Source organism: Planomonospora sp. ID82291 (assembly GCF_015711645.1).
Lineage (GTDB): Bacteria > Actinomycetota > Actinomycetes > Streptosporangiales > Streptosporangiaceae > Planomonospora.
In genome coordinates, this window is the sequence record NZ_JABTEX010000006.1 from 139,802 (window position 1) to 162,790 (window position 22,989).

24 protein-coding genes and 1 pseudogene are annotated in these 22,989 nt (G+C 69.9%); 8 read left to right on the plus strand and 17 right to left on the minus strand.

The features are described 5' to 3' along the window. The first annotated feature begins 364 nt into the window (after positions 1–364). On the plus strand, positions 365–1,585 hold the full coding sequence (locus HS045_RS30090; protein WP_196454995.1) for a hypothetical protein: 1,221 nt from the start codon (positions 365–367) through the stop codon (positions 1,583–1,585). A gap of 158 nt (positions 1,586–1,743) precedes the next feature. On the opposite strand, the gene HS045_RS30095 is transcribed toward HS045_RS30090, so the two are convergent. After that, positions 1,744–2,694, minus strand: coding sequence for a hypothetical protein (locus tag HS045_RS30095; RefSeq protein ID WP_196454996.1), 951 nt, complete (start codon positions 2,692–2,694; stop codon positions 1,744–1,746). Positions 2,695–2,926: 232 nt separating this feature from the next. On the opposite strand from HS045_RS30095, the gene HS045_RS30100 reads away from it, so the two are divergent. Genes HS045_RS30100 through HS045_RS30110 form a run of 3 tightly spaced genes read left to right on the plus strand, consistent with a single transcriptional unit; the run spans position 2,927 to position 4,345 of the window. Beyond that, positions 2,927–3,796 (plus strand): aminoglycoside phosphotransferase, encoded by an 870-nt coding sequence (locus HS045_RS30100; RefSeq protein WP_196454997.1) that lies wholly within the window; start codon positions 2,927–2,929, stop codon positions 3,794–3,796. A gap of 52 nt (positions 3,797–3,848) precedes the next feature. Then, on the plus strand, positions 3,849–4,124 hold the full coding sequence (locus tag HS045_RS30105; protein ID WP_196455062.1) for a hypothetical protein: 276 nt from the start codon (positions 3,849–3,851) through the stop codon (positions 4,122–4,124). Beyond that, complete coding sequence (locus tag HS045_RS30110) at positions 4,085–4,345, plus strand: UDP binding domain-containing protein (protein ID WP_196454998.1); 261 nt, start codon at positions 4,085–4,087, stop codon at positions 4,343–4,345. Before HS045_RS30105 ends, HS045_RS30110 begins: the two co-directional genes overlap by 40 nt. Before the next feature lie 67 nt (positions 4,346–4,412). Here HS045_RS30110 and HS045_RS30115 read toward each other — a convergent pair whose 3' ends face one another. The 3 genes from HS045_RS30115 to HS045_RS30125 all read right to left on the minus strand — a co-directional run bounded on the left by HS045_RS30115 (position 4,413) and on the right by HS045_RS30125 (position 6,708). Then, complete coding sequence (locus tag HS045_RS30115) at positions 4,413–5,066, minus strand: 3'-5' exonuclease (RefSeq protein ID WP_307827803.1); 654 nt, start codon at positions 5,064–5,066, stop codon at positions 4,413–4,415. A gap of 93 nt (positions 5,067–5,159) precedes the next feature. Then, positions 5,160–5,963, minus strand: a complete 804-nt coding sequence (locus HS045_RS30120; RefSeq protein ID WP_196454999.1) for a trans-aconitate 2-methyltransferase — start codon at positions 5,961–5,963, stop codon at positions 5,160–5,162. Positions 5,964–6,045: 82 nt separating this feature from the next. Further along, complete coding sequence (locus tag HS045_RS30125) at positions 6,046–6,708, minus strand: trans-aconitate 2-methyltransferase (protein ID WP_196455000.1); 663 nt, start codon at positions 6,706–6,708, stop codon at positions 6,046–6,048. 141 nt (positions 6,709–6,849) lie between these two features. On the opposite strand from HS045_RS30125, the gene HS045_RS30130 reads away from it, so the two are divergent. The 4 genes from HS045_RS30130 to HS045_RS30145 all read left to right on the plus strand — a co-directional run bounded on the left by HS045_RS30130 (position 6,850) and on the right by HS045_RS30145 (position 10,763). Next, complete coding sequence (locus tag HS045_RS30130) at positions 6,850–7,695, plus strand: 5'-3' exonuclease H3TH domain-containing protein (RefSeq protein WP_196455001.1); 846 nt, start codon at positions 6,850–6,852, stop codon at positions 7,693–7,695. A 347-nt stretch (positions 7,696–8,042) separates the two neighbouring features. Then, entirely contained in the window at positions 8,043–8,690 is a 648-nt protein-coding gene (locus HS045_RS30135) for a hypothetical protein (protein ID WP_196455002.1), read from the plus strand. An 11-nt stretch (positions 8,691–8,701) separates the two neighbouring features. Then, positions 8,702–9,841: an ImmA/IrrE family metallo-endopeptidase gene (locus HS045_RS30140; protein WP_196455003.1), complete on the plus strand. Its 1,140-nt coding sequence runs from the start codon at positions 8,702–8,704 to the stop codon at positions 9,839–9,841. Positions 9,842–10,421: 580 nt separating this feature from the next. Further along, positions 10,422–10,763 carry a hypothetical protein gene (locus HS045_RS30145; RefSeq protein WP_196455004.1) on the plus strand — a complete coding sequence of 114 codons (342 nt, stop codon included), beginning with the start codon at positions 10,422–10,424 and terminating at the stop codon, positions 10,761–10,763. 370 nt (positions 10,764–11,133) lie between these two features. Here the strand turns inward: HS045_RS30145 and HS045_RS30150 are convergent, their stop codons facing one another. The 13 genes and pseudogenes from HS045_RS30150 to HS045_RS30200 form a co-directional block, all read right to left on the minus strand. Then, positions 11,134–12,069 carry a phosphotransferase gene (locus HS045_RS30150; protein ID WP_196455005.1) on the minus strand — a complete coding sequence of 312 codons (936 nt, stop codon included), beginning with the start codon at positions 12,067–12,069 and terminating at the stop codon, positions 11,134–11,136. 499 nt (positions 12,070–12,568) lie between these two features. Next, complete coding sequence (locus tag HS045_RS30155) at positions 12,569–13,342, minus strand: hypothetical protein (RefSeq protein WP_196455006.1); 774 nt, start codon at positions 13,340–13,342, stop codon at positions 12,569–12,571. A gap of 159 nt (positions 13,343–13,501) precedes the next feature. Then, positions 13,502–14,077 carry a C39 family peptidase gene (locus HS045_RS30160; RefSeq protein ID WP_196455007.1) on the minus strand — a complete coding sequence of 192 codons (576 nt, stop codon included), beginning with the start codon at positions 14,075–14,077 and terminating at the stop codon, positions 13,502–13,504. Positions 14,078–14,224: 147 nt separating this feature from the next. After that, positions 14,225–14,779: a C39 family peptidase gene (locus HS045_RS30165; RefSeq protein ID WP_196455008.1), complete on the minus strand. Its 555-nt coding sequence runs from the start codon at positions 14,777–14,779 to the stop codon at positions 14,225–14,227. Positions 14,780–15,032: 253 nt separating this feature from the next. Next, positions 15,033–16,004, minus strand: a complete 972-nt coding sequence (locus HS045_RS30170) for a hypothetical protein (RefSeq protein WP_196455009.1) — start codon at positions 16,002–16,004, stop codon at positions 15,033–15,035. A gap of 597 nt (positions 16,005–16,601) precedes the next feature. Further along, positions 16,602–16,910: an AAA family ATPase gene (locus HS045_RS35060; RefSeq protein WP_307827801.1), complete on the minus strand. Its 309-nt coding sequence runs from the start codon at positions 16,908–16,910 to the stop codon at positions 16,602–16,604. 89 nt (positions 16,911–16,999) lie between these two features. Beyond that, positions 17,000–17,218: pseudogene (locus tag HS045_RS36475) on the minus strand (hypothetical protein); the annotation flags it as partial. Between the two features lie 127 nt (positions 17,219–17,345). Further along, on the minus strand, positions 17,346–18,272 hold the full coding sequence (locus tag HS045_RS30180; RefSeq protein WP_196455010.1) for an NUDIX hydrolase: 927 nt from the start codon (positions 18,270–18,272) through the stop codon (positions 17,346–17,348). 76 nt (positions 18,273–18,348) lie between these two features. Beyond that, a complete protein-coding gene (locus tag HS045_RS30185; RefSeq protein ID WP_196455011.1) occupies positions 18,349–19,392 on the minus strand; it encodes a phosphotransferase in 1,044 nt (347 codons plus the stop codon). A 92-nt stretch (positions 19,393–19,484) separates the two neighbouring features. Then, a complete protein-coding gene (locus HS045_RS30190) occupies positions 19,485–20,645 on the minus strand; it encodes a cytochrome P450 (protein ID WP_307827804.1) in 1,161 nt (386 codons plus the stop codon). Then, positions 20,609–22,048, minus strand: a complete 1,440-nt coding sequence (locus tag HS045_RS35065; protein ID WP_230885098.1) for a cytochrome P450 — start codon at positions 22,046–22,048, stop codon at positions 20,609–20,611. Before HS045_RS35065 ends, HS045_RS30190 begins: the two co-directional genes overlap by 37 nt. Further along, a complete protein-coding gene (locus tag HS045_RS30195) occupies positions 22,045–22,653 on the minus strand; it encodes an ATP/GTP-binding protein (RefSeq protein WP_196455013.1) in 609 nt (202 codons plus the stop codon). Before HS045_RS30195 ends, HS045_RS35065 begins: the two co-directional genes overlap by 4 nt. Continuing rightward, a complete protein-coding gene (locus tag HS045_RS30200) occupies positions 22,631–22,966 on the minus strand; it encodes a DUF742 domain-containing protein (RefSeq protein ID WP_307827802.1) in 336 nt (111 codons plus the stop codon). The genes HS045_RS30195 and HS045_RS30200 overlap by 23 nt, the downstream gene beginning before the upstream one ends. Positions 22,967–22,989: the final 23 nt, after the last annotated feature.

Genomic DNA, 22,989 nt, shown 5'->3' on the forward strand with positions numbered 1-22,989 from the left:
GCCCGGTGAAAGCGCGCTCCGCACTGAGGATGGACGCCACGCAGCACGAGATAAGGCAGGGGCCGCGCGTCATGGCGACTCCAGCCGATCAGGCCAAGACCACGTTGTGGCGGGGCGTTCGTGCTGCCCCAGCGATCACCGGAGCAGCCAGGGAGCTCGTGGCTCTGGGTAAGAACCAGCGATCACCCAGGTGAGGTCGCTATAGTTGCACTGGGCGGATCACGGCCGCCCGAGCCTGCGTCCATCGGTGCCACGCCGCCACCGGACGCGTCGGCCAAGGATCACCGATTCCCGTGACGTCGCTGACTGGTATGTGCTCTCGACCAACGGCGCAGTGCGTGGGCTGGCCGTGAAGGATCCGCACATGACCAGGGACAGAGCGCGTAAGCAGGCCATCCGGCGGCGAAGCCGCGCCAGCGGTGAACCCTACGCCGCCGCTCGCCGTCACCTCCAGCGGGCCGCGACTCCGGCCGCTAGAGAGATCGTCCGTGCTCGGGACCTGCACACCGATCTGGCTGCAGCGTTCCGCATGGACGGTTGGCCGGTCGAGATGGAAGCGGCCGTCGAATTCGGCGAGTACCTGTCCTACTTCGGCCCGCTGTGCGTTGTGATCAGTCGCAACGATCAGCGCGTCTCCTGGTCCGGTGACGAGGATCCCGATGATGCGGCGCTTGATCTGACGCGGCCGCCGATGGTCTTCATGGCAGCTCCGTCCGAACCTTTCGCGCGCATCGTCGAGTTCACCCTGCCCGGTGATCTGCCGGCGGCTGAACTGGTCGCTCAAGCCCGGCAGCTGCTGGCCGCCGGCCGGAGCGCGGCGTTGGCCGCCGTCTGCGACGACAGCACCTGCTCCATCTGCGGTGAGGCCTACCCGCGAGCACACCTGCTGACGCCGAGCCGTGCCGTTGAGATGCTGCTGTGTCCGCTATGCATTTTCGACGGTGACGTCTTCGACGCCGACCTCGTCCACTTGGCCACGCAGATCAACGAGTTGGAGTTCGCCGATCTGGCCGTACCCGCCGGGTGGAGCGCCATGGGCGCGCTGCTGGCCTGTGCCGCCGGGGACGGGCTCGTTGAGCGCATGCACGCCACCGCCCAGCGCGGCGGGGTGGCCTTCCTCGCCTACGAGCGGTGGTCTGATCCCGGTGCGGCCTGGATCTGGCTTCCTGCGGCCGAGCAGCGGCCGGCCGCGCTGCGGCATCTGGGACCGGGCGCCCGCCTGGACGTGCTCGTCGATGCCGTCGACGCCGCGTATCCGCACCTGCGCCAGCGTGTGCGCACAACCCAGAACGACAGCTGGCAAGAACTCATCGGAGCTGAGAAGGGGCCTGCCGTCGGGCCGGAGCCGGACCGGTTCATCGCCTCGCTGTGGCCGGTGATCATCGGGATCGTGGTTGCCTTCACTGCACAGGCGCTTGAGCGCCCGACCCGGCAGGCACCGCTGGCGCAAGACCGCGGAGCCCTTGACGCGCTGCGTCGCTACTGGCCGCAGATCGCCAGCCCTTACGAGGTCGAAGACGCCATGGCCATGGTGGAGATCGGGCTGGACATCGTGGCCGAGACGCTGTTCGGTACCCCGCAGTGATCGTCAGCGATCAGCCCTCGCCCGCTGCGGTACGGTCCCGCTCATGGCCGTATCGCGGGGGGGCGAAGGGTGGGTCATTTCGGATCGGTCAGGTAGAGGGCGGATCGCGTATGCGCCGAGAACGCGATGCGATGGGCCTGCTGCACTTTCCTGGCCTTCTACTGATCGGTGGGCGCCTGCGTCGTGGGTTCCCCGGGATCCTCCGCGGGGTCCTCTTCCGTCCCGCCCCACCAGGCCTCACCGTGGAGGCGCCACAGTTCCTCGTCCATGCCGGCCGGGTCCGGCGTCTGTGCGACGGGCGGCTCGTCGGCCTGGAGCATCTCCAGCGCAAGAGGGTACCGCATGGAGAATTCCCACGGCGGCGTGGCGACCTTCACGACGGCGACCCCCGCCGCAGGCAGGATTAGGAATACGGCGGGCTCGCCCCAGATGCGCAGCTCCACCACGGGCGCCATGCAGCACAGGACGAAGACGGGGGACGCGGCGGCCAGCACGTGCGCTGAGCGGGACCGGGTAGCGCTCACCGCAGTGAGCGCCTCAAGCGGGGCGAAGGGGATCGGACGCTCCCGCAGGGACCGGACCAGGAGTACCGCCATGCCCGCCCCTGCCACGCTCAGTCCGACCGGCAGCCCGTCCAGCAGCCCGGTACCGGAGGCCGCTCCGGCGGCCCACACCAGCAGGGAGGTTCCGGCGAGGGCCATCCCGGTGCGCAGCGACCAGGTCGCGGCAGGGGAGATGAGCGCGGGCAGGAAGGCCGGCGTCGCGCCGGGACCGGTGCGCCGCCGGCACGCGAGCACCAGCTCCGCGCCGATCGCGCCGAGGAACCAGCCGGTGAACGGGCTGATCGGCCAGGCGGCGAAAGCCAGGTGATCACCGACCGGAGGCAGGTCAGAGCCGAGCATCACGACGGGCAGGAGGATTCCAGCGGCCAGTCCCGTCGACCGCCACCTGCGGGTGAGCCGCAGGTAGTGTCGGATGACCGGTTCGGTGACCGGGGTGATCGCGACGTAGTGGCGGTGGGTGAAGGACTCGATCCGGTACGGCCGGACCCTGCCGGACCAGTGGACCGCCGCGGCGATTGTAGCCACGACGACGATGAGCAGTTTCACGTCACTTCCCGGATGGCGGGGCTCGAAAAGGGTCAGGCCGGACATCGTCCGTGATGATTCGCCCGCGTACGCTACCCCTCCCCCACCGGGCTGCCCGCACGGGGCCGCAGGCCGCCTGCGTCTCTCTGGACTGCCGGATCGGAGCGGTGGCCGCGCCCCGGGGCGGCCACCGTGGGATTGTTCCGTTGAGTGCGGCGGCTGGCAGAAAGGTGGTCTCGGGGTGCGGATACCGGTGGCCGATGACCACCGGCGCATGCGGCGGGCCTTCGCCCGTGCCGCGGTGTGCTTCGCCTGTGTGCTCGCGGGAGACACGGTGGCCGGGTGGCGGGGCCGTGCGGTGAGCGGCCGCGTGGAGCGCGCGGGCGTCGCCCGGTGGCTGCGCGTTGTGGCGGCTGCGGCCGATCAGGCCGAGACCCGGTTGTGGCGGGGTGTGGAGGCCGCCCAGGCGATCACCGGGGTGGCCCGGCCGGAGCTGCTCGACGTCTGCGAGTGGTTCGATCACCGGCTGCGGTGGCGGGCGGAGCTGTCGACGTTCGTGACGGCCCGGTCGGTCTCCGCGGCTCCGGAGTTGCGGGCGCCGGTGCGGCTGGCGTCCGCCTGGTGGCGGGAACTGCGGGTGTCGCTGGCGGCCGTGGCCGCGACCCGAACCGACCGGGTCGCGATCCGTGAGGACCTGGTGGGGCGCCGGCTGGAGTGGATCAGCGGCGGGGCGCTCACCTCGAACGTCACCGCCTGGGAGTGCGGGCACGCCGATGTGCACTGGGCGAACCTGACCGCGCCCGGATGCGTGCTGCTGGACTGGGAAGGATGGGGAATGCAACCGGCGGGCACGGATGCGGCCATGCTGCGCGCCTACTCGCTGCTGCGTCCCGAGGTCGCCGATGAGGTCGCGGCAGTGTTCGCCGATGAGCTGACCGGCTCGCACGGACGCCAAGTACAGGTGTTCGCCGCCGCGGAACTGCTGGTGGCGGCGGGCCGCGGTGACCATCCCGACCTCGTCGATCCGCTGCTGGCCTGGGCCGCCGGATTGCTTGGCGAGCCGGCCGGGGTGATCGCCCGCCGCCTGGCCGATACCGGATGGGAAGGCCGTCAAGGCATCTGATCGCCCGTGCGCGGTTCGGCGGTATCCGGCCCGCAAAGGCGCATTTCAGGCGGTGGTGCTGCGGCAGCTGGCCAGCAACACCGGTTACCACCTGCCGCTGCTGTCGGCCGTGATCAATGTCAACAACCTGCAAAAACGCCGGGCGATCCAGAGGCTCAAGGACGAGCTCGGCACGCTGACCGGCGCGCGGGTGGCGCTGCTGGGGACGGCCGTTCAAGCCGGGGACCGACGACATGCGGGAGGCGCCGAGCACGGTGCTGGCGGCCCGGCTGCTGGCCGAGGGGCGGGGTGCGGTGCTGGGATCCGCTGGCCCGTCCCGCTGAGGTAGAGCCGTGGACGTCGACGACCCGTCACACGAGTCCGGAGGTGGTCCTGGAAGGTACGGATGCGGCGATCGTGGTGACCGGGTGGCCGCAGCTCAAGGACGTGGACTGGGCGCGAGCCGCCACCGCGATGCGCCAGCCGGTGCTCTTCGGCGGGCGGAATCTGCTGGATCCGGCCCGGATGCGCGCGCTCGGCTTCACTTACCTCAGCGTCGGGCGGCCGTAGCCCCGCGGTCGCCGCTCCCGCTGCTGTCGCGGCCGCGACTCCGGGTCCGGGTCTGGTGCGGTCGCGGCTACAGCGGCAGGGGAAGCTGCTCGCCGACGTCGCCGTAGGGCATGCCCGCCAGGTGCCACAGGCCGGTGACGGTGAGGCGGCCGGCATCGGGGAGATCACGGATGAGCGCGCCGAGCAGCAGGGCGGCACCCACGGCGTCCCATAGGGCGCGGTGCGGCTGTCGGCCGGGGACGAGCGCGGTCACCTCATCGGCCAGGCCGTAGTGGGCCAGCAGCGCGGTCAAGGTCAGCTGTCGGGTGCGGGCGTGGACGGCCCGGGCGAGACGGAGCGTGTCGATCAGTCCGGCCGGGCGCAGTTCGGGGCAGCGCAGCGCCAGCAGCCGCCCATCAGTGCCAACGTTGTGGCCGACGATCCATTTCCCGTCCAGGTGGGCGGCCAGATGCGGCCGGACGGCCTCCAAGGGGGCGCCGCATGCCAGGACGTCGTTGGTGAGACCGGGTGAGGACCAAGGGCGGCGGGCGATGGGTCGTCCAGGGTTCACGATTGTCTCGTAGGCATGCTGGACATTCGGGCGGCCCTGGGTGAGAGGAATGAACGCGACCTCCACAATCGCCTGGTGGTCGCGTTCATGGCTGCCGGAGCCTTCCAGATCGAGCGCGACCAGAGGCGCGCTCGTCCATGGCTGGGATGATATGACGGGGATCTCCTCCAGAGGTGGCCGCGTGGCGGGCGGGTGTGCGGGTCTCGACGATGTGGGCTCCCGCCGGGCCGCTGCCGGCGGGGAAAGGGAGGCCGCCCGGCACGGTCAGGCCGCCTCGCGGCGGGCGAGCAGGATCTGGAACTCGGCAGGCTCGACCAGAGGGCCGGTGCAGGCCAACTCGTCCAGCAGGCGCCGGGCCGCGGTCTCGAACGCTGCCAGACGCTCACCGAACAAGTGCTGCGCGGCGAAGGAGGTGGAGTACAGGTAGCCGATCACCTGCTCCGGATTCCAGACCCGGCGCACCGGGATGACGATCTTCTCCACGCGGGGGAACGGCGAGTCGGCCAGCACGTCGGCATACGACCGGTCATGAGAGGTGAAGGTGCCGGTGCCGGCGCGGCGCTGCGGGCCGAGGTGGTCCTGGATGAGCTCGCGCAGGGCGTCGGTCCACCGGGTGCGGGCAGTCCATAGGCTGCCGTCGCCCATGACGGCGAGCACACCGGCCGGTGCCGTGTACCGATCCAAGGCGTCCAGCACGACGGGCTGGTCCATCCAGTGGAAGGCGCGGCAGATCGTCACCATATCGGCGCTCCAACCCGGATACGGGGGCGTGAAGTCCTCGGCGTGCTGGTGGTGCAGGCGCAGCACCGTGCGCTCCCCCACCGCGGCGCGCAGGACCGCATCCGCCTCAGTCAGCATGCCTGCGTCCGCTTCGACGGCGTCGATCTCGGTGAAGGCCGCGTGCAGCGCCGCGGGCACCTGCCCGGTCCCGGTGCCCAGGTCCAGCAGCCGGCGGACCGTACCGAGGCGGTCGGTCTCTGCGTTCAGCACGGCGACGGCCTCGGGCGGGATGCCGGGGCGGAACAGGCGGTAGTAGGGGGCGGCGCCGGTGAACCTGCTGGTGCTCATGAACACCTCCGTGATCTGAGAGTGGGCGGCCGGTCACCGGCAGGGAGGGGACGCGTGGGTGAGCGGGGATGGACGGCACCCGTCATGGCCGGACGGCTTCCACCAGCAGAGTGCCGACGTGATCGGGTTCGGGCGCGGGCTCCACACGCGCGTGGACGCGGCGGAAGCCATGCCGGTGGAGGATCTCCGTCCAGGTCTCGGGTTCGTAGGCCCACCGGTAGATCCACACCTGCGGGCCGGCGTATCCCGCGCCGTAGGTGCCTTGGCAGCCGTAGCTGCCCGGGATGGCGGGCGCGTGGGAGAAGACGAGGCGGCCGCCGGGGGTGAGCCGGTCGTGGACCGCCGGCAGTAGTTGTTCGGGGTCGGTGAACCAGGCCGCGCCCCAGATGGAGTAGATCGCCTCCCAATGGCGAGAGGTGTCGGCGAGGTAGTCCATGGCGTCGGCCTGCTGGAAGCGCGCCCTCGGCAGGTGTCCCCATGTCTCATAGGCGCTGGTGATGTGGGCCGCTGACAGGTCGAGACCGGTTGTCTCCACGCCGTTGAGGGTCAGCGCGGCGACGGCGTCGCCGTGGCCGCAGCCGAGTTCCAGCGCGGTGACCGGATCCCCCAACAGTTCGGCGCCCGGGCCGTGGCCGGGGTACTGCGTCCAGCCGAAGGCGCCCTCGAGGGCATCTTGGGGCGTCCGGTCGGAGGTCTTGGCCGCGTACCGGTCCCAGTAGGTGGTGTGGTCGGCGATGGCGGTCATGGGCTGCGTCGTTTCGGTGAGGGAACAGATCGGGTGAGGCTATGGTGCTGCATGACCGTGGCGCTGTCTGGCTGAATCCCGCAGATCACACCTGCCCGCTCGCCCGGCGGTGCGGAGGACGAAAGCCTGATGGGTGATCACATGTCTGATGTTCCCTTGCTGCTGGTCGATGGTCACGGGCTGCTGTGGCGTGCCGAGTTCGGCTTCCCCACTCGCGTCCTCAGTCGTGACCGCAGCCGGGACATTACCGGCGGGTTCGGGTTCATGGCGCTGTTGCGGGTCGCGATCCGCTCCGAGTTGCCTGCGCCGCCGGAGGTCATCGTTGTCTTCGACGGCGAGCACGGCGTGGCCGGGCGGCGCGCACTCGACCCCGCCTACAAGGCGCACCGGCCGGCTGATGAGGCGGCGCTGGCGCCGATCCGGACGCTGCCGGACGTCAAACGGGCCCTGGAAGTCGTGGGTGTGCCGTGGGTGGAGTTCGACGACGCCGAGGCCGATGACGTGATCGCCACGCTGGCGGCGGCCGCCGGTCCCGACCGGGATGTGTGGGTCATGGCCTCCGATCGGGACTTCTACCAGTTGGTCACCGACCGCATTCGCGTGCTCAACACCGCGATGCACCCCGGATGCCGGGTGATCGGCCCCAAGGAGATCGAGGCCCGTTATGGGGTGGCTCCGCGCCGCTGGTGCGATCGGGTCGCGCTGGTCGGCGACCCATCCGACGGGATCGCCGGGGTGCGCGGGATCGGAACGAAGACCGCCGCCCGCCTGCTGGAAGGCGGTCTCGGCATCGAGGATCTTCCGGACTCGGACCGCCTGACCGGCCGCGCCGGACGGCTGGTCAGAGAGCATTTCGCCCAGGTGCTCACCTGGCGGGACATGGTGCGGCTGCGCACCGACCTGGTCGTGTCACTGCTGCCGTGCGGGCATCCTGCTTCCGACCTACCGAAACCCGCCGAGGTGATGACCGCGCTGGACCTGTGGTGACCGCGCCTATCCTGCGGAGCGGTCACCAGGTGGGCCAGGTCACTGTTGATGCCGGGCAACCGGCACCACACGGTGATAGCGGCCAGCGTGTGGCTCTGCGCCGCCGAATCGGGCCGCCGTTGTCAGGGCGGTGCGCCGCCTATGTGCTTGCATCTACATCCCCGCCCATCTCGGTGCCCGCCTCGCCGTCCTGCTGCCGGTTGCCTTCTACTGGAACAGTTACACGGTATCGCCACCGCTTCTTCGTCACGGGACAGGAAACTATGCCGCTCCAACACCTGTCGATCTTCTTGTTTTCCTCCCTCATTTGAGGGAGGATTTCATGAAGCCGATACCAGGGAGGGCCTGTGGTCATCCGTCAGGGAGATGGAAGCGCCAAGCGGCTTGGAGAGCTTGGGCTGACGGTGGAAGACATCCACGCCGCGCTGAGCGCTGGCCAAGGTGAAGCGCGGTCATGGTCGGAAGCCGCTCCCCGGGTGATGCCCGGAATGGCTCGCTGGGGACGGATCAACGAGCATTTCCGCATCCGCAAAGGCCGCGACGGGTGGACGTATGACAACCCCGGCGGTCTTCCGCTCACGGTCCATCCTTCGGTCGGGTTCGCCATCGTCGCGACCACCGGTGACGCGCAGACCGGCAAGGAGGAGGGGCCGGCCCCCACGACCAAGTACGCTAAGGGGGCGACGTATCACAAGGTCGTAGAGGACAACGGCCAGCTGCCGCTTTTCGTTGACGCCGAGGTCGGTCCCAAGCTCCACGACGTCGTCGAGGCGAAACGCGCCACCTGGATTCTGCTATATCACGTCACGGTGCTCGGCATCGCCGCAGAACTCTCCCTCGCCGGATCGATCACGCCGCAAGGGTACGTTGACCGCTGGAGGGAGCGGATCTTGATCCCGTTCCTTCCCTTCGAGGACGTGCGCGACGAACGCATCGACAAAGACCTGCCCGGCGAGGACGGACAGGGCTTCGACGTTGCTGTTGAGCGCCGCTGACGCCCACGAGGGTGAAAGACGGCACCATGACAGAAAAATACCCATATACCCCATCCCGGCTGAAGCTGGCTCGAAAGCGGCGAGGCATGACCTTGGTGCGCCTGGAACAGGTCACCGGCATCACCACCCGCACGCTGTCGGACTACGAAAACGGCCGGGTCAAGGAACTACGAGTTACCGCCGCGGCGCTGAAGACGCTGGCTGGCGCCCTTGAGGTGCCGGTGGCCTTCCTCACTGCGGAAGAGATCGAGGAGGTCCCCGCAGAGGCGGTGAGTTTCCGGGCGCCTAGCAAACTCACCGCTGGCCAGCGAGACGCCGCCTTAGCCGCGGCCCGCATCGCCATCATGATCAACGAGTGGATCGAGGACCGGTTCCGGCTTCCGCTCGCCGATCTGCCGAGCCTTCCCGGGCGGGATCCAGAATGGGCCGCGCAACATGTACGCGACCAGTGGGGGCTGGGTGTGGCTCCCATCAGCAACATGGTGCACCTGCTCGAAGCCCGCGGGATACGGGTGTTCTCCCTGGCGGAGGAGTGCTTGGAGGTCGACGCGTTCTCCTTTTACTGGAAGAGCACCCCGTATGTGATCCTCAACACCAGGAAGTCGGGTGAGCGTGGCCGGTTCGACGCCGCCCATGAACTCGGCCACCTGGTGCTTCATGCCCAGCATGAGATTCCGCACGGCAAGGATGCCGAGCAGCAGGCCCAGCGTTTCGCCTCCGCGTTCCTGATGCCCGAACCAGCGGTGATCGCCAGACGGCTTCACAATGCGACTGTGGATCGCGTCCTGGCGGCCCGATCCGTTTGGAAGGTGTCAGCGATGGCGCTGACCTACCGGCTTCAAGAGCTCAATCTGGTGACCGAGTGGGGATATCGCACGCTGGCGACCAACCTGTCCCGCATGGGATATCGCCGCGGAGAACCCGAGGGCATCGCCCGGGAGTCCTCTCAGCTGCTCTCCAAGGTCTTCGCGGCTCTGCGTACCGAGGGCGTCACCCCCGTGCAGATCGCCGACGCGCTGCACATCAGGCTGAACGAGCTCAGCGACGAGGTATTCGGCCTAACGCCGGCGATACCGGTGAAAGCGCTCCCGGGTGAGACCGTTTTCCAGACGACCTCACCGGCGCATCCGCCGCTGCAACTAGTGAAGTAAAGCAACGTGAAAGCCCCGCCTCGGAGTGGGGCTTTTGCGTCTGTTCCTCACCGGGATGTTTTCCCACCCGTCCGGTCATGCCTGCTTGGAGCGTCCGTCTGCTCGCGCATGTCGCCCTCTGGAGGAGGGGCGTGGCCGCGATTCTCCACCACCGGCCGTAACGCTTTTGCGCCAAGTCAGCGGCGACAGAGTCGGTGTGGGCGAGCGGTTGGTCAGCGGGGTCGCTGAGGCGGAGCGCGGTGTGGTCGGCCAGTAGCTCACCCACCTCGGCGCCTTCGATCGTCAGGTGGTGGCGATGGTTTTGAGCGAGAGCACCCGTCGTATGGCATCCGCAGCACCATGCGCGCCCCGACCTGGTACAGCTCGCGCGGGATGCCCGTCGGCGATGGTCGGCCCCTTGCCCCTGAGTGTCCCCAGCGTGCGGGTTCCGCAGCTGCCATGCTCAGGGACCGAGAGCTGGACTGGTAGTCCTCGACTCTCGGCCTTCCGCCCCAGGTCCAGGCTCTTCAAGCGATCCCTGGAACGGGTACGGCTTGCGCGTCTAGCCTGGAACCCGGACCCACGGAAGGCGGACGACGACATGGATGTCTGGATCACCTACCGCCTGCTCGGAGACGACGCCCCAGTCGGTGAATGCGTCACCGGCCCGGCGCAGGAGCCCATCCGAGAGCTATTCACCCTGCCAGACCTGCCGCCGGAAGACGCCGGATTCGAGCTGGCTGGCAAATGGATCTCCTGCGGCCCCAGCATCGGGCAGATGCTCACCGCGCTCCGTGACCGTCACGGCGACGACGAGGCCGTCATCCTGCGCACCGAGATCATCCGGGAACCAGCCGACTTCAGGCCTGCCGCTCCGCACCGTCCGGCCGTCCCTGGAAATAGGCGCAGCCAGGGAGGTTCCCGGCGCACCGACCAGGGCTGATCACTCCTGGGACCACTCGGGTGCGAGGAATCGAGTCTCGCCACCGCACACGAACCAGCAGGTGTCCACGCCCCGGGGGGAACGCCCAGGGGATGGATGCGCACCGGCCTGACGGTGCCGGTTGCGTCATGCGGGCACCCCGCGCAGGCGCTGGCGCAGCCCTCCGATGTGATAGCCATGCTGGGCCTGTGGTGATGCCCCCGCTGGGAACTCACCTGGACGCAGACGATCACCGACGGGCCCGCGGTAGGGGCACGCCCGAGGAGGTCACCGCGCTCGTCAAGCGGAACCGGCTCCCCCGATCTACGCCCCGCTGAGCGGCGGGGCATCGATCGGTTGGTGCCGTCTCAGCGCACTGCGGTGGGTGATGTCATGCCCAGCGGCGTTGGAGCCAGCTGATCGTCGCCTGCCGGGAGTACTCGCGTCGGTTGCGCAGATGCGGGGCGTGCGCCAGTCCCGGAAGGGCGGCCGTGTGGGTCCAGTAACTGGCCAGCGCGACAAGGAACCCGTCGACGTGCATGGGGTCGGCGGTTTGACCGACCGGGTGAGCGGCGAAGATCTCTGCGGGGTCGGCGTCACCGAGATCGGACTGCAGCAGCAGGCAGACCAGGTCGCTCCAGGCCGGGCCGGTGCAGGCGCGTCCCCAGTCGACCAGCTGCGCGGTGCCGCCGGGGCTGATGAGGATGTTGTCGAAGCGGGGATCGAAGTGCAGGAGCGTCTCGCCGACGGCGAGCTCGGCCCATGTCGCCTCCATTGCGGCGAGCCGGGGCAGGTGGGCGCGTTCCCAGCCGCCGATGCCGTCGATGGTGAGCCTGTCCCAGACGCCGTGGCGTTCCAGCGCCCGCCACGTCTCGCACCGTCCGGCCATCCGCTCGGCCAGCGTCGGCAGGCCGCCGATCGGTGCCGGTGTCAGCTGCCGGGTGCACACGGCCAGCGCTTCCAGCGCGGCGGACAGCTCGCCGGGCCGCCACGGTTCGTGCGGCAGCCCGCCGGGCGCCAGGTCGAAGCAGAGCAGCAGCCATCCGGCTTGCTCGCAGGTGAATCGCAGCCGGGGCGTGGGCACCGTGTTCGGCAACGCCGCCGCGACGACCGCCTCGGTCCGGTAGTCGTCCGCGTTGGCCGTATCGTCGGTGACGGCCTTGATGAACACCTGCTCGCTGGTGGACAGCGTGGCGACTCCGAGAACGCCGAAGGAGAACCCGCCCGGGCGCTCCTCGAAGCTCTGCACGGCGGCGCCCAGCCGGTGTTCGACGTCCTGCCTCACGATCTCCGGCAGCTCGGTCCAATCACGCCGCTGGGTTCTCATGTGTTCCAGCCAACCAGGAGCCGCCGGCCGGTGGCTAGCCATTTGCTTGGGCAGGGGCCCTCTGTGGAGCCATCGGCCTGGTCGCTCGCGGCTGTGCACCGATCCGACGGCCTCGAGCTGGCCAACGAACAGCCGATGCCGCTGAGCATTCGTTCCACATGGCGAGGCCCGCGAGCGCAGATGTGGTTGGCGTTGCGGTAGGCGCCCTGCAGTGGAGACCCGCACTCGGCGCACAGAGATCATCGCGGCGATGAGCCGGCCACTGGATTCGCGCTGGGATCAGATGGTCGACGGCGGGCTCGCCGCCGCCGGATGGCCGCGCATCCCCTTCCTTCCCGGGGGCGGCCGCGTCCCGGGAAGTGCGGTTCAAAACGTTCCTTGATCATGGCTGATGCGCCGGGTTCCCCCGCAGCCGAACCGATTCGCCAAGCGATCCAGGCCCTCGTTCACCTGGTCGGTAACCACCAGCAAGGCACGGTGTGCGGGTGTCGGGACCGGTTCACGGGCTGATGACGGCCGCGGTGATGAGGCCGCCGCACAGGTTCCCGGCGCGGGCGGCGGCGAAGATCGCCCGCGCCACCGTCATCATGTCCCGGTCACGGGTCTGGCGTAGTCCGATGAGTCCGGCATACAGGGCGAGCTCGCCGGTGGCGGCTGCGGCCTGCCGCCACTGCGGTCCTGGCCGGACCACAAGATCGGAGATGACGGCGAGAGGCTGGTGCTCCTCGCCGGGACGCTCGCACAGGATCGTCACCCGGGTTTCCTCTGGCGACTCCCCGGGGGCCAGGACCGCTCGCCAGTCGGGCACCGTCGCCAGGTACTCCATATCAACGTCATACGGTCCCAGGAGCGGAAGGCCGTGGCTCAAGAACGTCTGCAGGTAGGCGTTGGCTGGAGCTTCGACGGCTTCCACGATAGGGATCAGCGGTTCCATCAGCAGCCCGGTGATGACAGGGCCGTTGGGCTGGCGGTGGGCCAGGGTGGGGATCAGGTGCATGCGCGTCATCACCTGTTCGACGTCGACGGGCACGTCACTGTCGGACAGCGTGGACGGTGAACACTCGGCATGGGCGAACACGATGTTGGTGACCGTGCCGCCGCCGGGGGTGGGGTGCCGGATGACCACGACGCTGATCGGGTCGAGGTCGGCGTCGGCGATCTGCTCGCAGCGCACGCACTGGGTGCGTCCCGGCTCCGGGCCTGCGCGCAGGGCGCGGACCTTGTCCGGGGTGAGGGCGGCCAGAACCTCGGCGCTGATCCGTACATCCCGCATGCTCATGGAGGCTACGGCCATCGTCGCGCCGCCGCTACCGTCTCGCCGCTGATCCGGAGCGGGCTCGACCGGCCGGAAATGGCGAGGCGGGATGCCCATCCTGTACGTGGGCAGCTGACGATCCGTGAGGTCCTCGCCTTCAAGGTCTTCAGGGGTCTCCTATCGCGGTGCCAGGGCGATGCCCCGGCCGCCGAAGAACGTCTCGAACACCTTGATGGGTACGACGGCGCGGCGGGCAGTCGGGGTGTGGCCCGAGGGGTTGTTCAGCTGTAGGACGCCGCATCCGTGGCCGGTGAGGAGCACCAGGTGTCCGCCTCGGCCGGGGGCGGGCCGCTCGGGGCGGCGGATCTCCTTGTGCACCGAGGCCATCACCAGGTGGCCGCTGGCCAGCAGTTCACCAATCTCTGCCATGGTCAGGTGCGGGTGAACCTCAGCGTCCAGGCCGTACTCGGCGCGGACGAACGCGGTGAACGGCGCGTAGAACAAGCCCCGGATGCCGCCAGAGCCGTCGTCGATGTACCCGCCGTAGGCCGTGCAGGTGCGGGCCAGCTCCAGCAACGGCGGCGCGTGTCCGTCGCGGTGGTGCAGGACCATCTGCAGGCACGCCATGCCGCAGCAGTGCCGGCACCAGCGGCCGTACTCCTCGCGAGAGTGGGCGCCGGAGGCCTCCCAGCGCGGATCGTCGGCCGCATCGGCGCCCTGGTAGGCGATGGCCGCGATTTTCTCTGGGCTCATGTATTGGGTGAAGACCGCCACGTCGTCATGACGCACTGGTCCGTGCCCGTTCGCGGGAGTTACTGGCGCTGCGGCCGCTCACCCACGGCTGGGAGGCGGGAGCGGTGCCGCGGGCCGCTTTGGTTATCTCAGCGTGCGTCAGCGTGATCATGCGGTAGTCCTTCCGGCAGGCAGAGGGGCGAAGGTGATGGCCCGCCCGGTGTAGGAGGCGGCTACCCGGCGCAGCGGCACCCGGTCGCGGGTCTGTCCCCAGGCGGATGGGTCACGGATGAGGATGTCCGGGTCAGGGCCGTCGTTGGTGTAGCCGCGGGCGATGACGAGGTGGCCGCCTTTGCGGCCGTCTTCGGGGAACTGCTCGGTGATCGAGATGATCAGGGGGGCGGCGTCGAGAGCGCCGGTCAGGGTCTCGGCTGCCACGGGTTCGGCGCGGCCGGGGACTCCGAAGCCGGTGGCCATCTCGGCGATGCCGGAGTGCAGCCAGCCTCTTTCGGTCAGGGCTTCGTGCTTGACGCCGAGCTTCAGCAGTTCGGTGACCGACGGTGCGTCGCGGCCGTAGGCCAGCAGGATCATCCGTAGCGCTGCCATGCCGCAGGCCCGGTTGGACCACTCCATCCGGTCGCCCAGCACCCATCCTCCGTGCAGGTCCCATTCGGCGGGATCGACGAGCTGGCGGCACATGGGCACATCGTGGGCGTAGGGCACGGCAGCGGGCTCCTCATGTCGCGTCAGGCAGCGGTCTCCTACGTGCCCGTCGAGAGCACGGGAACAGGCAGGGGGACATCGTATGCGGGGCGCCTCAGCGCCTCGCGGACAAAGGCCCGGACGACGCGGGTACAGCTCAACCCGTACAGGGCCGCACGTCAGCGACGAAGGTGGGCTGAGATCGACGCGAACCGCCCGCAGCGCCCCTACTCGATCAAGTACGGTCATGGCTTGAAGGGCCGTGACCGCGCACTCAGTCGATTGAGGCTTTCTCATACGGAGTGTGTGCCTCAACGGGCGACAGCAGGTCGCGCAGCCCTTGATTGTCCGCAGGGTTGATCCACAGGCTCGTCCTCAGGACCGTGCTGGCGTTGTCGAAGTCGCCGAGTCGCCACAAAGCGAGCGCGAGGCCGTGGCGGGCGCGGAGGAAGGGGCGATTCTGGATCAATGACCAGGGCAGAACGCCGGTGAAGCAGGTTGGAAGGCTCAGCTCGCCAACGGCGACCCCGGTCTGGTAGTAGCCCAGTGCCTCCTTGAGCGCGGCGGAACGCCGGCGCTTGGCCGTGGGGGAGGTGCCGGTGACGGCGTTCGCGCGGGCGAGCGCTTCGTGTCCGGAGTGCGCCCAGGCGTCGATGTCCCGGTAGTTCGCGTTACAGATCTGCTGCAGCGCCGTCCGGTAGGCGGCCTCGTCACCGGTACGGTCGCGCTCGTCCAGGGCCCGATCGAGCGGGACATCGCTGTCGGCTCCAACGTACGGCTCCGGCATCTGCCAGATCTCGCGCGCGCCGGCTGCCTTCACGTGTTTCCACCAGGTCCACTGCTGCGCGGCCCGGACGAGTTCGTCGTCGTAGTCTTCCGGGTCCAGGTCCCAGCCGTCGGTCAGCGGGTCGTAGACGTCGCCTGGCGATCGCCGGGCCGGCATCTCACCGGCGCTGCTGATGCGGAGGATGACCAGGCGGGTCTGCGCGGAGGCGTAGTACGGGGTCATCTCGTGCAGCGATACATACCGTGATGCCGGATCGGCCTCGGTGGCAGACCCGAGGGGGATCACCCGGGTCAGGTCCTCGACGATTCGGCGCACGACGTCTTCGATCTCATCGTCGTGCAGGGGATAGGAGAACGCCCCTTGGATGCGGGTTCCCGTCACGGGCATGAACAGGGCGTCGCGGGTAAGTCCGGTTCGCTCGGCCAGTATGGCGATCAGCTGGTCATCCACTGTGATCATGATGTGGCTCCCTTTTCCGGCGCGGCCGCTGTTCGTGGTGAGCCTACGGGCCTGGAAGGCGCGGCCGACATCGAACACACGATGAGGTCATTGCCCGGGCGGTATCCAGCGGCCCCGCCGGGACTGGACTCTAGGATGGGCGCAGGGCAAGCCACACATGCCCCCGGGCCGTCGATGAGGTCCCACGCCTTCGCCGACACCGCTTCCCGGTTTTAAGGGCTTTCGAGTCCCGCGCAGATTGCGTGCTGCCCGGATTCGGATCTGACGATCCGGCAGTCGGCGTGGGGGACCGCCAGGGACGTGAGTCGATCATGCCCAAGAAGAGGACCACCGCCGCGCAGAAGGCCCGTCGGCCGCAAGCCATAAGCGGCGGCGCGTACACCGACGTGTTACACAATCTCGCCGTCCCGATCGCCGCGAGCGCGACGCTGCGCGCGGACGCCTGGCTGACGACCATCCTGGACCATCTGCAGGCCCATGGCGGGCGGATCGACGTGGCGGGGCGGTCGCCTTCCGCCCGGCCTAACTGGCCGCGACGCCGCCGTGGTGGCCGCACGCATCAGGGTCGTGCTGAAGACCAGGCCCGTACGCCCGCGCTCACCATCCGGGCGGGGCCTCGGCGCCCTCGTCGGGGCCGGGAGGCTCGAAGCGGGCGTAGAAGTCCTCCAACGCCTCGGGCGTCACCGTCAAGGCGTTGGCGTCATCGCGCAGGTTGCGTTCAGTCAGCCGCCGCAGCAGTTCGCAACGGGGCAGATCGAAGTACAACAGCCGCCACCGGCCCCCGGCCTGCTCCACCAGCCTCTTCCATGCCTCGCGGTCGCACCGCAGCCACAATCCGTGGTCGACGACGACGTCCTGGCCAGCTTCCAGCAGGCTGGCCAGGCGCTGGCGAACCTCAGCGAGCACCGGCGCCTCTCGGGCGAAGTCTCCTGCTCGGGATAGTCCACGCCGTAGCGGCCGTGACGCTCGTAGACGAGCTCGTCCACCGGCAGCCGCACCGCCCCGGCCGGCTCCAGCCGCCGGCGGGCATAGGTGGTCTTGCCCGAACCGGTCGGCCCGACCAGCAGGTACGCCACTGGCCGCGTATCACCGCCGCCAGCCTTCGGCCCGCCCATCCTCCGCCCCCGTTGTCTTTTCGTCGATCCGCCCGATGCGGCGCTCTCCTTACGTCCAGCTTGCCGCGATCCCCAGCTCGGTCGGCGTGAGCAGCGCATCCCCACCGAACGGAGCCCCCAGTCATGCCTGGCCGCCGCTGCCGCCAGAGGTCGCCGTTGAGCCCAAGCAGAAATCACAAGCACGATAGGCCCGCGCTAGCCTGCCCGGGTGCTGGATCGGCACCCCTCAAATTTCCGGGTCGGTGATGGTGAGGAGGACCGGGTGGCCTTGGCGGATGCCGAGAAATCCGGCGCGTAGCCGCTGCGTGCGCGCCGGGCCGAGGAGGTGCTCCGCCTCCTCGGGGTGAGCCCAGCGGTGCTCGGCGATATCGGGATCGTGTGCGGTGATCCGGGCTGCGGCCGAGTCGATGATCCCGAGGTCGAACAGCAGGATCTGGGTCGGATGGTCCCACCCGGGGCTCGGGTGCTCGAACGAGATCGCAAGCAGCGCCCCCACGGGAAGACCCAGCCCGGTTTCCTCCCGCAGCTCCCGGCCGGCCGCGTCCTGGGGCGTCTCGTGCGCATCGACCTGGCCGCCGGGCAGCTGCCAGGTGCGGCTGCGGGTGGGCCGCACGATCAGGATCCGGCCGTGCTGGTCGCGGACGAGCGCGTTGGCGCCGACGTGCCAGCGCGGCAGAGCATTCTGCCATTCCTCAGGGTCCAGCAGCGGCTTCGGCGGGGCGATGCGGCGGATCAGGTCGAGGGCGTGCGCGCTGACGGCCGGAAGGGCGTCGGCGTGCCGCCAGGTGGAGGCATCGTGTCCGGGCGGCAGGGTGATGCCGGTCGAACGGAGGTGATGGGCTTCGACACGCGTGGTGACCACCACCTGCCGAGTGCTGTCGGTGGGGGTGAGGTAGTCGAGGTGTCCGGCGTAGGTGGCCGCCTGGACGTCGGCCAGGCCGATGTCCCGCAGTGCGCGTCGTGCCGCCTGCTCGGGGGACTGTCCGGCGGCCACGGGCCCCTGCGGTATCTCCCACAGGCCGGGCAGGATGTTGCCGGGCGCTTGGCGCAGCAGCAGGATGCGGCCCTTGGCGTCGAAGGCCGCGACGCCCACGGTCACGCCCGCGGTCGTGTCACCGGTGGCCGTATCAGAGGGTGAAGCGGCATCGGTCATGGTTCCTCCACTTCAGGCCGCGACGGGGTGGCCGATGCCGCTGCGGCCACCGGACCGCCCTGTCTGGCTGCGGGTTCTACCGGCTTTCCGTGAACGCGGATCTGACCTGCTCCCGGCGCTGACTCCACCAGTGCAGCAACCGCTCCCCCGGCGCCCACAGGTGGTCAGGGCCGTGATCGCCTTTGTCGTAGTGCCAGTGGAGCTGCCAGAACTCGGTCATGCACGCCCACCACTGGCGCTCGACCGCGTCCGCGACCTGCGCGGCGGAGATCGGCACCACGGACCGGTACCCGGTCGTGAACGCCGCCACCCTCTCCAGGTCCCAGCCGTCGCCGGTGGCGAACTGCACCCGCGCCGTCCGCACGACCTCCTCACCGTAGGGGCGGATCCGCAGCCGGTCCCAGTCGAGCACCGCGGTGATCACCCCGTTGTCCCACAGGAGGTTCAGCGGCTGCAGGTCCCCGTGGGTCCAGCCCGCCGGCCCTCGCGCGATCGCGCTTTCAGGACGCTGCCCGGCGTGAGTGATGATCAGCTTTTTGCGCCCGCGCAATGCGGCGTCCGCCGCGGCGTCGAACGCATCCGGGGTGGTGCGGCCAGCGATGATCGCCAGGAAGCGGTCGGCTTCGGCCAGCGCGTCCTGCGGTGTGCGCGCCTTCACCCGCAGCCCGTCGGCGGCGGGGTCCAGGCCTGCGGCGGGGGCGGCCAGCGCGTGGTGGACGCGGCCGACGAGCGCCCCGAGATCAAAGACCTCCCCGGCCGCCAGGTCGGTCCCGGCGCGGTGCTCCCCGCCGGCCCAGGGCAGCAGGCAGTAGGCGCGGCCGCCGGTTTCCGCCACCGCCTGCCCTGTCGTGGTGCGCCGGGGCGCGCACACCGGCAGGCCGGCGGCGGCCAGCGCCTGCTGCACGCCCAGGCTGCGCCGGGCGTGCTCTACCGGCACGTCGGTGATCTGCTTGAGCGCGAACGTCCCGTGCGGGGTCTCCAGTCGCCAGTTGCGGTTCATCATCCCCGCGGGCAGGAACACCGCCTCGAGGATCTCCCCGAGCCCGAACGCCTCCGCAAGATGGACGAGATCACCGGCGACGCCGCCGGGCACCTGTCTGCTTGCCGCCTGAGCAGTCACTCTGCGAAGAGTACGCCGCTCGGGTGAGGTCGACCGGCCGATCACTGCTCCTGGGGTCGGGCTGATCGGCCCGACCCCAGGAACGCGCGGGATTACCGGTGAGGGTCGGTGCCGAGCGTCAGGACGACCGGCAGGGCGCGGTGGCCGTTGGCGATGAAGGAGGCCAGCGGCTGCAGGTCCTCGGCAGCAACGGCGAAGGCCAGGTCGGGGAAGCGCGCGAACAGCGACGACAGGGCGATGCCGGCCTCCAGGCGGGCCAGGGAGGTGCCCAGGCAGTAGTGGGCGCCATAGCCGAAGGCCAGGTGCTCGCGGCGGGTCGCGCGGGCGGGGTCGAACTGGTCGGCGTCGCTGCCGTGCAGGGCCGCATCCCGGCCGACGGCGGCGTAGCCCGCGAGGATCGGCTCACCCTTGCCGATCACGATGCCGTGGTCGTCGAGAGTGATGTCTTCGACGGCGTAGCGCAGCGGCAGGTTGGCCACCGGTGCCCGCCAGCGCAGCGCCTCCTCGATCACGTCCTCCCAGGTGGTCTTTCCCGCGAGGACGGACTGGAGCTCCTCGGGGTGGGTGAGCAGCGCGTACAGGGCGTTGTCGATGAGGTTGACGGTGGTCTCGTGTCCGGCGGCGATCATGAGGAAGAGCGTGTCGACGAGCTCTTCCTCGCTGAGGCGGGAGTCGCCGTCGTCGTCGCGGGCGGCGATCAGGTCACTGGTCATGTCATCGCCGGGGTTTTCCCGTTTGGCGGCGACCAGGCCGCTGAGGATGGCGTAGGCGTCGCGCTGGGTGGCGAGGATCTCCTCGGCGTCGGCGGAGGTGTGAAAGACGCTGTCGACGACGCGGCGGATGTCATCTTGCGCGCTGTCGGGCAGGCCGAACAGCTCGGCGATGACCCGCATCGGCACCTGGTAGGCGAATGCCTCGCGCAGGTCCACGGTCTGGCCGGGCGGAACGGCCGCCAGGTCATCGAGGAGAGCGTCGGTGATCTGCTGGACGCGCGGCCGTAGCGCTTCCGTGCGGCGCGGGGTGAACGCCGGGGAGATCAGGCGGCGCAGCCGCCGGTGTTCGTCACCGTAGGCGGTGAACATGTTCTTCACGGCGACCCAGGTGAACAGCGGCCAGTCCTGCGGGATCTCACCGGCGGCGAAGGCGGGCCAGTGCCGGCTGGGGTCCTTGGAGACGCGCGGGTCGGCCAGCAGGGTGCGCAGCAGCTCGTAGTCGGTTACCGCCCACGCCTGAACGCCGCCCGGAAGTTCCACCCGCGTGGCCGGTCCGGCGGCGCGGAGGCGGGCGGCCTCGCCGTGGATGTCGGCGCCGGTGGGGTCGATGCGGAAGGGGCAGGCGGGAGCGGGGACGGTGTCCACGTGGGGTCTCCAATGGCAGGGGGATGGACCGGAGTGAAGTGCACGGGCAGAGCGGTCAGGGCGCGCTGGAACGGCCCCATGCGCCATTGCAGGTCGGTGGCGGGCACGGTCAGCCGTACGTCCGACAGGGTGTCCAGGAGTCGTTCGATGGCGATGGTGGCGATCCGGCGGGCGGGGTCTTTGGCGGGGCAGGCGTGCGGGCCTGCGCTGAAGGCCAGGTGGGCGCGGTTGCCTGCCCGGCTGGCGGCCGGATTCAGCGCTGGGTCGATGTTGGCGGCGGCGAGGCTGACGACGACCGGATCCCCGGCGCGCAGCGTGGCGCCGCGCAGGACGAGGTCGCGGCGGGGGTAGTGGACGGCGTAGTTGGCCATCGGCGGTTCCTGCCACAGCACCTGTTCCAGGGCGGCCTCGATCGACATGATGCCGCCGGACAGGTCACCGGCGAAGCGGTCGTCGGCCAGCAGCAGCCGCAGCGCGTTGCCGATGAGGTTCTGCACCGGTTCGGCAGAGGCCGCGATCAGCAGGGTGCACTGGTGGATCATCTCCTCGTCACTCAGCCGGGCCGGGTGCGCCATCAGCCAGGAGGTCACATCCGGGCCCGGCCGATCACGCTTGGAGGCGATCAGGTCGATCATGTACCGGGTGAACAGCCGGTCGCCCTCGATGGCGTCCTCGCCGCCCTCGAACATCTTCGCCAGGGCGGCCACCAGCCGCGGGCCGGCGTCGTCGGCCTGGCCGAACAGGGCGTTGACGGTCAGCACCGGCAGCACGGCGGCGTACTCAATCAGCAGGTCGGCGCGGCCGCGGGAGGCAAAGGAGGCGATCAGCCGGTCGGCGGTGCGTGCGACGGAGGTGTGCAGCACGTGGTCGTCGATGCGGGCGAGGCTGTCGGCGATGGCCTGGCGGTAGCGGTCATGCGCTGGCGGATCGGAGAACAAGGCGTTGGGCCGATAGCCCATCATCGGGATGACGGAGCTGTCGGCGGGCACCTCACCGCAGGCCAGGGCGCGCCAGGTGCGCGGGTCCTTGGAGTACAGGTGCGGGCTGCGCAGCACCTCCAGCGCGGCGTAGTAGCCGAGCACCAGCCAAGCGTGCACGCCGGGGGCGAGCTCGACCGGCGCCACCTCCCCGTAGTGGCGGCGCAGCCGGTCGTAGAGGTCGTGGGGGTCGGCGGCGAATTCGGGCCCGTACAGCGGCACCCCGGCTCGGTGGCCGGCCTCGCGGGTGGTCGCCGGTGGGCCGGTGCCGGCGGGCGGGGCGGCCTCGGTGCCGGGGAGGCGGTGGCGGGCGGGTGTCATACGGGCTCCTTGACGGCGCGGGTCAGCAGGTACTGCACGAGGGTGATGAGGGCCTGGCCGGCGGAGGCGCGGTGGCGGGCGTCGCAGACGACCAGCGGGGTCTCCTCCAGCAGGTCCAAGGCCCGGCGCAGGACCGGCAGGTCGACGGCGGGGGCGTCGTCGAACTGGTTGACCGCCACCACGTAGGGCAGGCCGTGTTCTTCGACCATGTCCATGACCGGGAAGGACTCCTGAAGGCGGCGCGTGTCGGCCAGGACCAGCGCCCCGAGCGCGCCGTAGGCCAGGTCGCGCCACAGCGGCTGGAAGCGTTTTTGCCCGGGGGCGCCGAACAGGTACAGCACCAGGTGAGGGTTGAGGGTCAGGCGGCCGAAGTCCATCGCCACGGTGGTGGTGGCCTTGTCGCTCACCCCGGCCAGGTCGTCGACGCCGGCGCCGGCCTGGGTCATGACCTCCTCGGTGCGCAGCGGCGGGATCTCTGACAGAGCGCCGACCAGGGTGGTCTTGCCGACGGCGAAGTGCCCGGCGATGAGGATCTTCACCGAGCGTTCTACCGTGGCGCCGAGATAGGCCGCCTGGGGGCGTTCAGACCAGGGCGCGGAGCCCATCCAGTACCTCCTGTAAGAGTTCGACGCTGGGTCCGGTGACCACGGGTGCGGGCGCGCGGGTGGCTACGAGCCCGGCCTCGGTCAGGTCGCCGAGCACGACCTTGGTGACGCTGGTGGGCAGGTGCAGGTAGGCGGAGATCTCCGCCACCGACAGGGCGCCGCCGCGGCACAGCGCCAGCATCCGGCGTTCTTCCGGGCTTGCGTGCGCGTCATGGCCTGCGGCGGGTGCGCCGGCGACGGTGACCACCAGCGTCACCACGTCGAAGGAGATGCGGCTGCGGGCCCGGCCGCCGGTCACCACATACGGCCGCACCAGATCGTCATCGCGCCCGGCCC

What these genes read in the sequence shown, in the direction of transcription:
- HS045_RS30180 (WP_196455010.1), bottom strand. Translation starts at nt 18,272, where the DNA reads ATGACCGATGCCGCTTCACCCTCTGATACGGCCACCGGTGACACGACC.
- HS045_RS30170 (WP_196455009.1), bottom strand. Translation starts at nt 16,004, where the DNA reads ATGATCACAGTGGATGACCAGCTGATCGCCATACTGGCCGAGCGAACC.
- HS045_RS30150 (WP_196455005.1), bottom strand. Translation starts at nt 12,069, where the DNA reads ATGAGAACCCAGCGGCGTGATTGGACCGAGCTGCCGGAGATCGTGAGG.
- HS045_RS30195 (WP_196455013.1), bottom strand. Translation starts at nt 22,653, where the DNA reads ATGGGCTCCGCGCCCTGGTCTGAACGCCCCCAGGCGGCCTATCTCGGC.
- HS045_RS35065 (WP_230885098.1), bottom strand. Translation starts at nt 22,048, where the DNA reads ATGACACCCGCCCGCCACCGCCTCCCCGGCACCGAGGCCGCCCCGCCC.
- HS045_RS30155 (WP_196455006.1), bottom strand. Translation starts at nt 13,342, where the DNA reads ATGCGGGATGTACGGATCAGCGCCGAGGTTCTGGCCGCCCTCACCCCG.
- HS045_RS30160 (WP_196455007.1), bottom strand. Translation starts at nt 14,077, where the DNA reads ATGAGCCCAGAGAAAATCGCGGCCATCGCCTACCAGGGCGCCGATGCG.
- HS045_RS30145 (WP_196455004.1), top strand. Translation starts at nt 10,422, where the DNA reads ATGGATGTCTGGATCACCTACCGCCTGCTCGGAGACGACGCCCCAGTC.
- HS045_RS30130 (WP_196455001.1), top strand. Translation starts at nt 6,850, where the DNA reads ATGTCTGATGTTCCCTTGCTGCTGGTCGATGGTCACGGGCTGCTGTGG.
- HS045_RS30120 (WP_196454999.1), bottom strand. Translation starts at nt 5,963, where the DNA reads ATGAGCACCAGCAGGTTCACCGGCGCCGCCCCCTACTACCGCCTGTTC.
- HS045_RS30125 (WP_196455000.1), bottom strand. Translation starts at nt 6,708, where the DNA reads ATGACCGCCATCGCCGACCACACCACCTACTGGGACCGGTACGCGGCC.
- HS045_RS30090 (WP_196454995.1), top strand. Translation starts at nt 365, where the DNA reads ATGACCAGGGACAGAGCGCGTAAGCAGGCCATCCGGCGGCGAAGCCGC.